At 33.2% G+C, this 15832-nt stretch carries 11 protein-coding genes and 1 pseudogene; 1 reads left to right on the top strand and 11 read right to left on the bottom strand.

What is annotated here, in order from left to right:
- Positions 1-98: 98 nt before the first annotated feature.
- The 11 genes from bshA to ACXGSQ_RS14405 form a co-directional block, all read right to left on the bottom strand.
- Complete coding sequence (gene bshA, locus ACXGSQ_RS14355; RefSeq protein ID WP_458626840.1) at positions 99-1244, bottom strand: N-acetyl-alpha-D-glucosaminyl L-malate synthase BshA; 1146 nt, start codon at positions 1242-1244, stop codon at positions 99-101.
- Between the two features lie 71 nt (positions 1245-1315).
- On the bottom strand, positions 1316-4273 hold the full coding sequence (locus ACXGSQ_RS14360; protein ID WP_458626841.1) for a glycoside hydrolase family 3 N-terminal domain-containing protein: 2958 nt from the start codon (positions 4271-4273) through the stop codon (positions 1316-1318).
- A gap of 137 nt (positions 4274-4410) precedes the next feature.
- Entirely contained in the window at positions 4411-5634 is a 1224-nt protein-coding gene (gene serB / locus ACXGSQ_RS14365) for a phosphoserine phosphatase SerB (RefSeq protein WP_458626842.1), read from the bottom strand.
- Positions 5635-5759: 125 nt separating this feature from the next.
- Positions 5760-6245 (bottom strand): ABC transporter ATPase, encoded by a 486-nt coding sequence (locus tag ACXGSQ_RS14370; protein ID WP_458626843.1) that lies wholly within the window; start codon positions 6243-6245, stop codon positions 5760-5762.
- A 35-nt stretch (positions 6246-6280) separates the two neighbouring features.
- On the bottom strand, positions 6281-7777 hold the full coding sequence (locus tag ACXGSQ_RS14375) for a PH domain-containing protein (RefSeq protein WP_458626844.1): 1497 nt from the start codon (positions 7775-7777) through the stop codon (positions 6281-6283).
- Positions 7764-8285, bottom strand: a complete 522-nt coding sequence (locus tag ACXGSQ_RS14380) for a PH domain-containing protein (RefSeq protein WP_458626845.1) — start codon at positions 8283-8285, stop codon at positions 7764-7766. Before ACXGSQ_RS14380 ends, ACXGSQ_RS14375 begins: the two co-directional genes overlap by 14 nt.
- Before the next feature lie 15 nt (positions 8286-8300).
- Positions 8301-8507: a hypothetical protein gene (locus tag ACXGSQ_RS14385; protein ID WP_215925855.1), complete on the bottom strand. Its 207-nt coding sequence runs from the start codon at positions 8505-8507 to the stop codon at positions 8301-8303.
- Between the two features lie 12 nt (positions 8508-8519).
- A complete protein-coding gene (locus ACXGSQ_RS14390) occupies positions 8520-9302 on the bottom strand; it encodes a (Fe-S)-binding protein (protein ID WP_458626846.1) in 783 nt (260 codons plus the stop codon).
- 95 nt (positions 9303-9397) lie between these two features.
- A complete protein-coding gene (locus tag ACXGSQ_RS14395; protein ID WP_458626847.1) occupies positions 9398-10714 on the bottom strand; it encodes a 4Fe-4S dicluster domain-containing protein in 1317 nt (438 codons plus the stop codon).
- An 11-nt stretch (positions 10715-10725) separates the two neighbouring features.
- Positions 10726-11673, bottom strand: coding sequence for an MlaD family protein (locus tag ACXGSQ_RS14400; RefSeq protein WP_458626848.1), 948 nt, complete (start codon positions 11671-11673; stop codon positions 10726-10728).
- A gap of 56 nt (positions 11674-11729) precedes the next feature.
- Complete coding sequence (locus ACXGSQ_RS14405; RefSeq protein ID WP_458626849.1) at positions 11730-12845, bottom strand: N-acetylmuramoyl-L-alanine amidase family protein; 1116 nt, start codon at positions 12843-12845, stop codon at positions 11730-11732.
- A gap of 103 nt (positions 12846-12948) precedes the next feature.
- Between ACXGSQ_RS14405 and ACXGSQ_RS14410 the strand changes: the two are divergent.
- Positions 12949-15716 (top strand): annotated as a pseudogene (locus ACXGSQ_RS14410) (putative LPS assembly protein LptD).
- Positions 15717-15832 lie beyond the last annotated feature (116 nt).

Genomic DNA, 15832 nt, shown 5'->3' on the forward strand with positions numbered 1-15832 from the left:
TAGCTAGCGCAGGTTGAACCATAAAAAAAGGCTTCCAATTTGGAAGCCTTTTTTTATGTAAAGTTTTAGCTCTAAATTTTAAAAGAAAAATAAATGTCTTATATCTCGTTATTTGCTAAGAACGCTTTTAATGTTTCCTCATATATTTTTTCATACATAGGTACTATATTATGTAAGTCGAACTTTTGAGATTGAACTTTAGCGTTTGCCTTAAACTGATTTAACGTATCGATATCGGATAAGATTTTCAATGCATTTTCAGACATATCTTTAATAGCATTGACATCACTTAAATATCCCGAAAATCCATCTTCATTAACCTCAGATAGTCCACCTGTATTAGTAGAAATCACAGGAACACTACTCGCCATAGCTTCAAGGGCAACTAAACCAAAACTTTCGGTTTGAGATGGTAATAAGAACAAGTCACTAAAACATAAAATACGATCAATTTCATTACTGTTTCCAAAGAAAATAACCTTGTCTTTAATTCCTAACTCTTCAACTAAATACTCTGCCGTTTCTTTCTCTGGTCCCTCACCCACCATCATTAATTTTGCAGGCAATTCTTTCTGAATTTTATAAAAAATCTTAATCACATCAGGAATACGTTTGACCTCCCTAAAGTTACTAATATGCGTTATAATACGCTCCTCTTCTTCTGCCATCATACCACGTTGGCAATCGGTATAACTATGCTGATGTTTTTCTAAATCTATAAAATTAGGAACAACATAAATTTCTTTCTTAATATCAAACAATCGCATTGTATCGTTTTTTAAACTTTCCGATACAGACGTTACTGCATTAGATTTATTGATACTAAAAGTTACTGCGGGTTTATAAAATGGATGACTTCCGACCAAAGTTATATCAGTACCATGCAAAGTTGTTACAATAGGGACAAAAATTCCCTCATCCTTAAGCATTTGTTGCGCCATATAAGCCGCATATGCATGAGGAATGGCATAATGTACATGTAACAGTTGAATCCCATGAAGCTTCACCATATCTACTAATTTACTAGATAAGGCTAATTCATAAGGCTGATAATGAAATAAAGGATACTCAGGAACATGGACTTCATGAAAATGAACATTATTACTCAACAATTCTAAACGCACAGGTTGTTTATAAGTGATAAAATGTATCTCATGACCGCGTTTAGAAAGCTCCAAGCCTAATTCCGTAGCCACGACTCCACTGCCGCCAAATGTTGGGTAGCAAACTATTCCTATTTTCATGTAAAAGTTTTAAGTTAATCGCTAATAAAGTCTCAAGTTTTGTAAAACCCTTACAACTTTACTTACTTATTTTACTCAATTATTGCTTCGTAGATGAGGCGTTGTATTTCCGTTCTAATGTTCTCCCGCAACAAAAGATTTTTACCGGCTTCTGGATAGGTTCTATTTGCCAGAAAGACATATACAATTTCTTCTTCAGGATCTGCCCAAGCATAAGTCCCTGTAAAACCAGAATGCCCAAAACTCGTCATAGATAAACATCCACAAGTTGGACCAGCTTCACCCAACTGCGGTTTATCAAACCCTATACCTCGTCTGTTATCATTGTCACAGTAATAGCAATAATTAAATTTATCTATAGTTTCACTTTTCAGGTAGCGTTTTCCACCATAAAATCCTTTTTGCAAATACATCTGCATAATTTTAGCAACATCATTAGCATTACTAAAAATACCTGCATGGCCTCCCACACCGTTTTGCATAGCTGCTCCCATATCGTGGACGTAACCATGTACTTTTTTAAAACGATAATAATCATCTATCTCTGTTGGAACAATATCTTTTAAGCTAAACTTATTTCGCGGATTATAGGTGGTGTAATTCGCACCTAAAGATTTATAAAAACGATCTTCAGTAATTTCATTTAATGGCTTGTCATAGAAATCTTCGAGATACTTTTTAAGAATATAATAAGGCAAATCGCTATAACGATACCTTAAACTCGATAATAAATCACTATCTCTAATAATTTTCTGAATGGAATCCTTGTAATCATTACGCATAAAGAGTGTATTGGTTACCTCTACAGTAAAACCTTTAGTCCGTGTTTTACGATAATATTTTGGATCTGGCTTTTTAGTTATAGAATCTAAGGTGGCATAATAAAATGGTATCCAAGGTTTTAATCGTGCATAATGCGATAACATCTTTTTTAGGGTAATGTTTTTCTTATTCGTGGTCTTGTATTCTGGCATTAGCTTACTCAACTTATCATCTAAAGACAATGAGCCCTGCTCTTCCAACTCCATTAGAACAGGAAGCGTTGCTAATATTTTTGTTAATGATGCCACATCATAAAGATCATTAAATTTCACTTTTTCCTTTTTAGCATACGTGTGATATCCAAAATTCTTATTATAAATCACTTTACCCTTACGAGCTACAATCAACTGAATTCCAGGTGTCATTTTTCCGTTTACAGCATAATTTGCTACAGAATCAATTCGGCTCAACAATTTAGAATCCATACCAACGCGTTCTGGTAAACCGTAACTTAAATTCAATAAAGAATTATAAACTTCACCTGTTCCGACGGCGAATGAAGGTCCTACACTCACTGGTAATTTACCCTTAGCTGGAATAGCCCCAAAAATCAGTTGTGCTGATTTTTTTTGAGCAATTTCACTGTTCTGATAACTCATTACAATCCCCTCAATATTTTCAACAGACAGTAAGTCGTTTAAGGCATAAGGTCGGGCAAAGACGTCTAAAACAACGGTATTTGTTCTAGAAATTTCATACAACCACGCCATTTCTTTCTGTGAAAATTTAAAGCTTTTCCATGGATTAGCATTTGATTTATGAAAGCCTACAACAACCGTATTATAATTCTGAAGTTTAGAAATAACTTCATCAAGCTTATCTGCTTTAATCTCGTGAACTTTAGTATATTTCTTTAACTCATCTAAAAAAGCAGAGCCCTTATCATCCCCTAGCGATACATAAGCTATTTTCTTAGTTTCTAGATCACGAAGCGGCAATAATTCATTGGTGTTTTTTACGACAGTAATAGCATTTTCCATGAGTTCTTCATAGAGTACATCATCTTTAAGTCGGTTTAAATCTTGCTCTAAATCATAGATACCTATAGGTGAGTAGTTATTTAAACCTACTTTGTATTTAGCCATTAATATTTTCTTAACAGAATGTGCTAAGCGTTCTTCAGTAATCGTACCATTATTAAAAGCTTCAACAAATTTTGCAATACCTTTTTCTGGATCTTCAGACATTAACATCACGTCGTTTCCTGCTAAAAACGCCATTAAATCTATCTCTCCTCCTTTAATTAAGCTTTTAGTCCTCGTACCATCTACACCTTTTTCAACATAATCAGCGGCACCTTTCATGGTTAAGGCATCAGTAAAAATTAAACCGTTAAACCCTAAGCTATCTTTTAAAATATCAGTAACGATGTGTTTAGACAACGACGACGGAAAATCTCTCCGTGACTCTAAACTAGGGACATTTAAATGTGCTACCATAACACTAGCCAAGCCTTCTTTAATTAGCTTTCTATATGGATACAACTCTATAGAATCGATACGTTTAGCACTAAAATTAATAGTTGGTAATTTTAAATGAGAATCCTCCTCTGTATCTCCATGCCCAGGAAAATGTTTCGCATTTGCTAATGTTCCTGCACTTTGCATGCCTTTCATAAACGCTAAGCCTTTTTCGGTAACATTATCTCTATCTTCACCAAAAGAGCGATTTCCTATTATAGGATTTTTGGGATTGGTATTAATATCAACAGCTGGTGCAAAATTAAAATGCACTCCTAAACGTTTACAATGTTCTCCTATTTGTCTTCCGACTTGTTCAACAAGTTTATTATCTGTAATAGCTCCAAGTGTCATATTCCAAGGAAAAGCATAAGTAGAATCTAAACGCATACTTAACCCCCATTCTGCATCCATTCCTATTAAAAGAGGAATCTTAGAAGCTGCTTGCAACTCGTTATTTAATTTTGCCTGACGCACTGGTCCACCGTTAGAATAGATTAAACCACCAATATGTTGATTTGTAATTAATTTTGCGATACTATTTTCGTGAGCTTTCCCTTTATTTGAAAAGACCTGAACCATAAACAGTTGACCTATACGTTCTTCTATTGACATTGAATTGTATAGACTATCTACCCATTTTTGTTGTAAAATAGGATCTTTAGATTGAAGTGGGTTTTCAGCCCAATTTTGAGCACAGCTAAATTGAAAACAACTATAAATTAGAATGAGGGCAAGGTAACGCATTAGCAATCTTTTATCGTTTATAAGGTTATTACTTGAAGAGATAACGAATATTGTGCCAAATTAGCATTTTTAGGAGGAAGTAAAAAGACTTTAAGATACTTTTATAAACTGTGTGCTGTCTATATTTTGTTAAAAAATTAAGCGAGTAAATCAATTTGTCTATCATGATAACCTAATAGATATAAAACACCATCTAATCCAATACTAGAAATAGAGCTTTGAGCATTGTCTTTTACCTTAGGTTTTGCATGAAATGCTATTCCTAATCCGGCTAAATTAAGCATTTGTAAATCGTTGGCGCCATCACCAATAGCAATGGTTTGACTAATATCAATTTCCATTTCGTCTGCTAATTTCTGAAGGTATTCTGCTTTTTTATTACCATCAACTATATCACCAATATAACCTCCTGTTAAAACTCCATCTTTAATTTCGAGCTGATTAGCAAATACATAATCAATATCTAATTTTTTCTGAAGATAATGTCCAAAATAAGTAAAACCTCCTGATAATATAGCAGTTTTAAAACCGTAATAATGTAATGTGTCTATTAAACGTTTAGCTCCTTTTGTAATTGGTAAACGTTCGGCAACTTCTTGTAAAACAGTATCACTTAAACCTTCTAAAAGTTTCATTCGTCTTTTAAAGCTTTCGTTAAAATCTATTTCGCCTTGCATCGCAGATTCTGTAATAGCTTTTACCTCGTCCCCTACTCCTGCTAATTCTGCCAGTTCATCGATGACTTCAGTTTGAATTAGTGTTGAATCCATATCAAAACAAACCAAACGTCTATTTCGTCTAAAAATATTATCTTCTTGAAACGCGATATCGACATCTAATTCTCTTGAAATTTCCATGAATTTCTGAGTAAAATCTGTCTTATCTCCTATTTTCCCTCTAATGGATAGCTGAATGGATGCTCTTGGGTATTCTTCTTTTTTAACTAAAGATGTTCTACCGGTAAGACGTTTTATAGAATCGATATTCAGATTCTTTTCGGAGATAACCTTAGTAACTTCAGATATTTGTACAGCGGCTAGTTTTTTGCCGACTATAGTAATGATATAGCGATCTTTACCTTGTAAGCTAACCCAATCTTCATAATCTTGAAGCGAAATGGGCTTGAATTTAGCTTTAATACCAAGTTCATAGGCTTTAAACAGCAAATCTTTAAGTACTGCCGCTGACTTTTTACCTGATTTAATTTCAAACATAATCCCTAAAGACAGCGTATCATGAATATTAGCTTGACCAATGTCTAAAACTTTAGCGTCATACTCCGCTAATACACTTGTTAAACTAGAAGTTAAACCTGGTTTATCTTGTCCTGAAATATTTAATAGAAATATGTCTGTCGCCACAATTACTGATTTATACTTTAATAGTTGTAAAAATCAAGATTCTATTTGATATATAAAAATTATTTAGACTGAGAATTCTATAATAATACCTAATAAAGTCTATGTAATTCGTAACGCTAAGCCTTCTATTTAATAAATCTACTATGCCAGCTTTCACTTGCAGGGACCTCCCAATTTTCATTAAATTCTGCAATATTGGTTACAAGATTATTAAAAACAATGGTGTTTTTAGAAACTGCTTTTTGTTGCGCCATTTTTTTGAAGTCAATTAATGGTTTATAAGCAATATAGTCACCTTGCTTGTAAGACACATTCATTTTATCCATTAAATCAACATTATATTGTTTTTCTAATTGTTGAATAAAATTAACCGATGCATCGATAGAACAACCTGTTGCACTATTTAAACTTTGATCCATAGCAATGACAATAAATCGCTTATAAACTAATTTATAACCTGCTTTTAAATCTTTTCCGTGAGCTGTCCAAGCCTCAATAAAGGTATCTAATTGTGTTTTAAGTTGCTCTAGTTCTTCGTCTGTAAACGACCGATTAGCTTGGTAAATCCAAACTCTAGATTCTTCTGGTAAGGTATTAAAATCGACTAGCATAAATTTCTCTTATTTCTGAATACAAAAGTACAATTTTACATCCAATCTCTATCCTGAGATTCGACCTTATATAACAAGAAATTATAAATAGATAAAGCCTCTGATTTTGAAATATAAGGGATAGTAACCGATTTTGATGCTGTTGAAATAACCAATGAAGCAATAGCTCGTGGTTGTTGAAAAATGGTCTGTTTGATTTTTATACTTTGAATTTTATGAATTTCGAGAATATTTGTTGTGGTATCAATCACACCACTTCCAATAGTTATAAAATTTTCCGAAATTCTGTAATATGCTTTTTTATAAGCAAAATACACGTACAAGGCCGCAAAAGGAATAAATACGGCATTAATCCATAACATTTGTATGCCAAATACAGCGCAAGAAACCGCATTAATCATAACTCCAAAAAGTAGCATTTCTAAAATTGAAATCCTTATAAAATAAGGTCTTGGCTTAGCTCTCTCACCTCCTTCTGCACTATAATTCCCTAAAAGTTTATTTACTAAATAATGTAACTGCTCTTTTTCTAAAGCTACTATATTAAAGTTTTTTTGCTGCTTAACATTTACCATGGCTTGTTTTACGGATAAAGTATGCAATCCAAAATACTGCTTAATCCGATTAGTTGTAATGACTAAATTCTGAATCCGACTCGGAGTTAAACTTAACGACACTTTATTAAACAGCCCCTTGTTAATTTCAATCGTTTTTTGATGCTCAACAACCTCTAAATTAAAATTAATGATAAAAGTCTTTACTACAGAAAACAAAAATGAGATTAACACAACAACAATTACGATAATGGCATTAGTGATAATGAGGTTTAAGATGGTGTTTTGGTCTAATTTTACAAAATCATCTATATATTTTTCTAATTCTAATGCTTCTAAAAAATCTTTGAATTCACTATAAAGCCCAAACGTAAAAGAGAATATCAACAGAAAGCTCTTAAAATGGTTTTGAGATAAACCTTCTAACAATAACCGTTTTGTTGTAACTTTAAAGAACACTTCGTCATCTTCCTGTTGTTCTATTGGAGCGTTTTCAATTGAAGCTTTAGTGAATAATTTTTTCTTTAATAATAAAGCCGTAGGTTTATCTAAAGCACTAATTTCAATTTCAGATTTTTTATCTCCTGCAGTTTCTATCTTAACTGAAACCACATTAATGATCTGTTGAAGGAAATTCTGTTTGATATATACATTTTGAATTTTAGACTTGGGAATTATCGTATTATCCTTATTAATAATTCCTGTGGCTAAATGAAAATCGTCTTTACTGAGGTAAAACTTAAAATTGAGATATTTCAGGATTGCAATAACCAACATCATAATAAGAACCACCATTACCCCCAAAAGCATCATGGTTGGTGTTATTCCTACAAACGTTTTTTGTCTCATTAATGAAACACCAAAGGCCACGAAAAGCACGAAAAACTTTTTAAAAAAATTAAACGTATTAAATGCGAATATGATAATGATACCTTTAGACGATTGCCTTATCGGTTGCGAAAAATCAGTTGTTTCCATTAACCTTGTCGCTAATTATGTCCTTAATCTGCTTGGCTTCAAGGTGTGGTAGTCCTTTAATACTTAAATCACTACCAGCTTCCCCTGCGGTAAATATTTTAAGCGTAGCTAAACCAAAAGCTCTAGCCAACCAACTTCTAGTTTCTTCTACGTGTTGAATTCTAGTTATTGGAACAGTCGTTATAGAATGAATAATTAAACCTTTTGCGTAAACAACATCTTGCTCTCGCATAGCGTATTTTCGTTTTTTAAATGCTAATAAACTAACTATGAAATTAAAAATACAGAACACCACTACAGCAGATAGCATGTACCATAAATTAAGTTGAACCTCTTCTTTTTTCTCAATAATATATTTTAAACCAATTACTAATCCTATTACCCCTGTATAAAGAGCTAATTTATTTAGCAGAATAATCTTTAGGTATGATTTTGAAATGGGTTTTAAAACGACATCCTCAACTTTAGGTAATTGCTCTGTTTGAATTTGAAGATTTGTGAAGTTCATTGTTTAAACATATTATTAATCTTTCTTTTTTGTGATTTTATACCTAAAGGCATAACTCATTACAAGTCCAAAAAAGAAAGCATTAAATAGAAACTTTAGCAAAGAAAATGGTTGGTCTGTAAAATAATCTAAACCTGCCATTAATGAAGCATATAACAAACCAGTGCCAATACCTGAAATAACCCTCTTTTTTAACGGTAGTTTTTCAATATTGTTTCCCACAATCTTGCTGTCTTATGCATTCGCAATTAATTCTGCAATGTCCATTACCGAAATTTCAGCTTCTTTTTCTTTAAACTTTACTCCATCGGTCATCATCGTATTACAATACGGACAACCTGTAGCAATAATTTCTGGTTGGGTTTCTAAAGCATCTTCAGTTCTAAGAATATTAATTTCCTTATTTCCTGGTTCTGCATCTTTAAACATTTGCGCACCTCCTGCTCCACAACACAAGGCTGTTCCTTTGTGGCGTTTCATTTCCACTAAGGTCGCATTCGTTTTTCTAAGCACATCTCTTGGCGCATCATAAACACCATTTCCTCTTCCTAAATAGCAAGGGTCATGAAACGTAATTCGTTTACCTTTATAAGTGTTCCCTTCTAGAGTTAAGCGGCCAGAACTCATTAGTTCTTTTATATATTGTGTGTGGTGAATAACATCGTAATTCCCACCTAAACCTGGATATTCATTTTTAAGACAATTAAAAGAATGCGGATCACAAGTGACTATTCGTTTTATTTCATAAGCATTGAGTACTTCAATATTCATAACGGCTTGCATTTGAAACAAGAACTCATTACCAGCACGTTTTGCAACATCACCAGTATTACTTTCTTCAGTTCCTAATACAGCAAAATTTACGTTTGCTTTATTTAGAATTTTCACGAAAGCTCTTGTTATTTTCTTTGCTCTATCATCGTAACTTCCAGCAGAACCGACCCAAAATAAAATTTCTGGTTGCTTGCCTTCTGCCATCATTTCTGCCATAGTTGGCACATTAAGTTGCTCGCTCATTCTATTAAATTTAATCGTTTTTGGGTTTTACTTAAAAAAAGTGTTAGCAATCATAAATTGTATTAAACCTTTCTATTTTAACCTTTAAACTATTTTTAATTTTCGTCTTTCCAATTCAAACGATCCATTTGGTTGTAAGGCCAAGGTGCACCGTTATTTTCTATATTAGTCATCATGGTATTCAATTCCATTGGTGCAGCACTTTGTTCCATTACTAAATAGCGACGCATTTCTATAATAATAGATAATGGATCAATACTTACAGGACAAGCTTCTACACACGCATTACACGTCGTACAAGCCCAAAGTTCTTCATTTGTAATGTAATCTCCTAAAAGTTGTTTGCCATCATCTTTAAACACCCCATTGTTGGCATCTATATTCTTACCAACTTCCTCTAATCGATCTCTCGTATCCATCATAATTTTACGAGGAGATAATTTCTTACCTGTAAGATTTGCTGGACATTCACTAGTACAGCGTCCACATTCTGTACAGGTATATGCATTAAGTAATTGAACTTGACTTAAATCCATAACATCACTTGCGCCAAACTTTGCTGGCACCTCATCTTCTAAAGTTTCAGGAGGTGCTGCGTACGGATCAGCATCAGGATCCATCATTAATTTAACTTCGGCTGTAACCGCTTCAAGATTATTGAATTGCCCTTTAGGTACAACTTTTCCAAAATACACATTTGGAAACGCTAAAAGAATATGTAAATGCTTTGAGAAGTATAAATAATTTAAGAAAATTAGTATACCTACAATATGTAACCACCAAGCTACTCTTTCAATAGTATGAAGTGTTTCCGCTGAAGCCCCATGAAACCATGGCGCTATAAATTGCGAAATTACATTCCCCGAATTAGCTCCTTGAAAAGAACCATCTGTAGCATTCATTACTAAGAATAAACACATTAATACGACTTCAAAATAAAGGATAATATTACCATCACTTTTTGGCCAACCTTTCATTTCTGAACTCAAGAAACGTTTGATTTTAATTACATTTCTTCTTAGCCAAAATACCGTTACTGAAATTAAAACTAAAACTGCTAATATCTCAAATGAACCAATTAAGAAACCATATAAACCAGCTGGTAAAATTTCTTGTCCAATACGATGCGTCCCAAAAAGACCATCAATAAGAATCTCTACCACTTCTATATTAATAATAACGAATCCAACATACACAATAACATGAAGAAGACCTGAAATTGGGCGTTTAACAATTTTACTTTGACCTAAAGCAATGTAAGCTACATTTTTCCAACGTTGCGATTTATTATCGCTAGCATCAACTTTATGACCTAGTTTAATATTTCTAATAAGTTTTTTAACGTTTGAAGCAAAGTAGCCTATTCCTAATATTAGGATAACTGCAAAAATAATATTTGGTAAGTATTCCATAGTTGATGGATCTAATTATTGTTTAATTCCGCTTGTGTAGGTTCCTCGTACGGAATCTCTTTCTTAGACAAAATACGTCTGTATCTTGCTGGATGAAGTTTAATATCTAATAGTAATAACTCTAATTCTTTTGATGCATTTTCTAAGTTCTGATAAAGCGCATCATCTTTTAATAATTTGCCAATAGAACCTTCACCTGCCTGCAAACCAGTTGCCAATTGATTAAATTTCAGAATCATATCATCTAAATTCTTAACTGTATTTGAAAGTTTAGCGTCGTTGAGATCTTTTATTAGAATTGCTAACTCGCCACTCATTTTATCAAAATTCTCTAGTACTGAAGCTATTTTTTCATCGTTTTTACTTAGAAGATTATCGGCCTTAAAACCTACACCTTTAAATGTCTTTAAAGTAGCATTTAATTCTGCTATTGTTTGTTTTAAACCATTATCTGACTCATCAACAACCAAAGCATTTATATTTGTTAATAGGGTATCTGAAGAACGAAGTGTTGTCCCTAAATCTTCACTTATCCCAGAAAAATTCTTTTCTAAAGACGAAATCATTCCAGGTTTTACTTCAGATTTAATAAAGTCTCCAGATACTGCTATTTCACCATCATTTGCTTCAACAATAGACAACGCATTTCCGCCCATTAAACCATCTTGGTATAAACGAACTTTGCTGTTTTTAGAAAATTTCAATTCTGGAGTTACGGTAAAAGAAATCCGTGTTTTACCCGACTCAAAATCGTAGTCTATTTTTTCAATTTTACCGATTTTATTACCTTTTATGGTAACCGGCGATGACATACTTAACGCATTATAATCAAATTCGGTGTAGTAGGTATTCGTATTTTCAAACAGATCCTCTCCTTTCAGAAATGTGAATAGGTATATACAAAAAGCGATACCAGCTAGGACTAATATTGCTGTTTTTACTTCTCTTGTAACTTTCAATGGGCGTTTTCTTTAGTTTGCTAACAAAATTAGGAATAAATATATTAATAATGTTTCTAATTTGATGCTGATTTTAACGCATCTGCTACATCAATTTTTTTGTCTCCTCTGTAAGCTACAATAAAGGCTCCTGTATATCCTTTTAATTTTGCTTCATTTTGAAGTTGTTTAGCCTTATTATAATCAGAGGTTTTTCCGCTAAAGTATTTGTAAATACTACCCGATTTTTGTCGTGAAATCTCAGATAAACCTTTAAAATTATAAGATTTTGCTTCTAAATCTCTGGAGCTTGCTGCAATCTGAACTTTAAATGTAACACCTTCTATAATTCGAGATGCCTCTTCTGTTTCTACCATGGTTTCAGCATCAACATGTAAAATATGGCTCCCAACATTTTGATCGAGTTCCTTTTTATAATCAATTATAGCTGATCTTATAGCGTCTGCCATTTTCGTTTGTCCAGCTTTAGTATTTAGATAACTTCCCTCACTCTTATTGGTTAAAAATCCCACCTCGACTAATACACTTGGCATGTATGTATTACGAATAACTAGCAAACTCGCTTGTTTTAATCCTCTACTCTTACGCTTCGCTTTACTTATAAAGTTATCCTCTATTTTTCGAGCTAGAACAATACTTTGTTCGACATAGACTTCTTGTTCAATACCGATAGCTATAGTAGATTCTGGTGAACTTGGATCAAATCCGGCATAATTCTCTTTATAGTTGTCCTCTAAAAAAATTACTTCATTTTCGCGTTTAGCAACATCAAAATTACGTCCTGTATTTTTTTCACCTAAAACAAATGTTTCTGTACCGCTGGCTTGCGAGCTGTGTGCATTACAATGTATAGATACAAATAAATCAGCATCTGCTTTATTGGCTATATTAGCCCGCTCATGTAGTTCTATAAAAACATCAGTTTTACGCGTGTAAATAACCTTAATATCGGGGTTTTTAGCAAGTTCTCGCCCCACTTCCAAGGTTACCTTTAAAGCGATATCCTTTTCGCTATGACCATTTCCTACATTACCAGAATCATGACCTCCATGTCCTGCGTCCAAGACCACAACAAACTTGTCTTCTTGCGCCTGCAACGTTGCATAAGATGTTAAAGTACTTATAAATAATAGGGTTAAAAATACTATTGTAGGTTTTAGTGTCGTTTGCATATTTAATTTAACGGTTTACATTCTCGGTTTATTATTTAATGCTAAATAGTGAAACAGTATTTTCTAATTTTAATAAAATAATCACAAAAAAATAGCTGTACTTTTGGCGTTTCAAAAACCGAGCCATATTTTTACAAAAATACATTTAAAAGCGTTGCATACAAAAAGCTTACACATACTTTTTATCCTGAGTTTTACAGTGTTTATCAACACTTTTAGCTTCGCCCAAGAATTACCAATAAAGAAGGCGGCTATTCCTGTTGAACAACTTAAAGATTCGACCACAATTGTAGTTGACACTATAATAAAACCTCCTGTAAATATAAAAGAGGTCGATTCTACTAAAAAAGACTCTCTAAAAAAGAAGAACGATTTTCTAGAAGGCACAGTTAAATACAAAGCGTCCGACTATGTGTCTTTGAGTCAAAAAAAGAAAAAAATATATCTATATAACAAAGCCGAAGTTATATATCAAGATATGGAAATTACCGCAGGTGTCATTGTTATTGACTACAGCAAAAATCTTGTATATGCCGGTCGTTTAAAGGATTCTACAGGGTATTCTCAACGCCCTATTTTTAAACAAGGTGAAAATGTTATTGAACCAGACTCTATTGTTTTTAATACTGAAACAAAGAAAGCCTTAGTTTTTAATTCGAGAACTGAACAACAAGGTTTTAAAGTCTATTCTCCTATAACAAAAAAGGAAAATGATTCGGTATATTTTATGAAAAATGGCCGATTTACAACAGCCGAAGACATTGAAATCCGGAATATCAGTTTGTGACTACCAAAATGAAATTAGTGCCTAACAAAAAGGTTATTGTTGGTCCAACATATATGGAAATCTATGGAATTCCAACACCAATTGCCTTACCATTTGCGTTTTTCCCTATGACTAAAAAACAAACTTCTGGTATCATTTTTCCAACTTTTGGTGAAGACAGTAATAGAGGTTATAATTTACAAAATGGAGGTTACTATTTTGCCATTAATGATTACTTAGATTTAGCGGTTCTTGGTGATTACTATACCAATGGTAGTTACGGATTGCGAATAGAGAACAATTATGCCTTACGCTATAAATTTAGAGGTAATTTAAGTTTTAGATATGAAAACTTATTGAGTAGCGAACGCGGATTTCCAGATTTTAGTCAAAGTACCGTTTATAATATTAGATGGTCCCATAGCCAAGACAGTAAGGCCAATCCAAACTCACGGTTTTCTGCTTCGGTTAACTTAGGTAGTAGCTCATATTACCAAGAGTCTATCAATCAACTGAACCAATCTAACTTTTTGAATAACACATTAGCCTCTTCAGTGTCCTATTCAAAAACGTTTTCTGGTGAACCTCAAGTTAATTTAAGCTTAACAGCAACACATAGCCAAAACACAAATACAGGTGATATCAATTTAACCTTACCTACTATGCAAACCTCAATAGGAAGGGTTTATCCTTTTGCTCCCAAAACAGGAACTAAAAAAGGTGCAATTCATAATATTAATTTTCAATTATCTTCTAGAGGTGAGTATAGCATTAAAACTAACGACACTTTATTTGGTAAAAGTGAAATGTTTGATGATGCTCTTACAGGCATGAAGCATAGCATACCCATTACGACCAACTTTAAAGTTTTTGATTATTTCAGTGTTAGTGCCAATGCAAATTTTGAAGAAACATGGACATTAAAAACAATCAAACGTTTTTATGACCAAGCCAACGAAGAAGTTGTAACCGTAGATCAAAGTGGATTTGATCGTTTTTCTACTTATAATTTTGGTGCCAGTATTGGTACAACTATTTATGGTATGTACGATTTAGAAAACGAAGACAAGACTGCCAAAATAAAAGCAATTAGACATGTTCTTAGACCATCTTTGAGCTATTCTGTTAGTCCAGCTTTCGATCAATATTACGAAACCTACGATGTTGTTGATGCCGACGGAACTACTTCTGACCAGGTTGAATATACCCGATTTGAAAATTCACTGTTTGGCACTCCTGGTAACCGTTACTCTAGTAGCATAGGATTGACTCTTGGAAACAATATTGAAGCTAAAGTTCGTTCTAAAGATTCCACAAAAACAGAACCTGAAAAAATATCCTTATTAAACACGCTTAATTTTTCGACAGCTTACGATCTTGCCGCTGACTCGTTAAATATAAGTCCTATTAGAATGACTGGTGGTACTCAAATTTTGAATAAAAAAATGAGCATTAACTTCGGACTAACACTTAACCCTTATGCTCTAGATAGTAACAACAACCTTATTAACACATTTAACATTGATAATGGAGGAAGTCTTTTTAGATTAACAGCAGCCAATGTAAACATGAGTTACACTTTGTCTAATGAAAGTTTTTCTGGTGACGAATCTGATGAAAAAAGAGCATCTGCACAAGAATCTGCACGATCTGGCGGACGAACAGACGATCTCTTTGGCCGATCAGAAGATTATGCTAACAAGCGCCTCTCTGATACCGATGAAAACAAAGAAGACAAGGAAGAGAACAACGATTTCTATAATTATAAAATGCCCTGGAGTTTAAGGTTGGCTTATTCTGCAAATTATACCAATACGAAACGTGAAGATAAAATATCCTCGCACTCACTCATGTTTTCTGGAGATGTAGACATATCACCACGATGGAGTATTGGTGCTTCTTCGGGTTATGACTTCCTGAATAGAGGATTCACTTATACACAATTGCGCTTCGAACGCGATTTATTAAGTTGGCATATGAATTTCACTTGGATCCCATTTAGTGATCGAACATCTTGGAATTTCTTTATTGGTATTAAATCTAGCTTGCTTAAAGATTTAAAATACGATAAACGAAAGCAACCAGACCAAAAGGTTGGGAACTAAGATTTAATTTAACTCCGCCTCCATTCCATTTTAAAACCAACTTCTATTTCAACAGAAACTTAGAGCAATTAAAACTCAATAATTTATATTAAATTTGTTTTAGTACTAACTATTAA

Source organism: Winogradskyella sp. PC D3.3 (assembly GCF_054366245.1).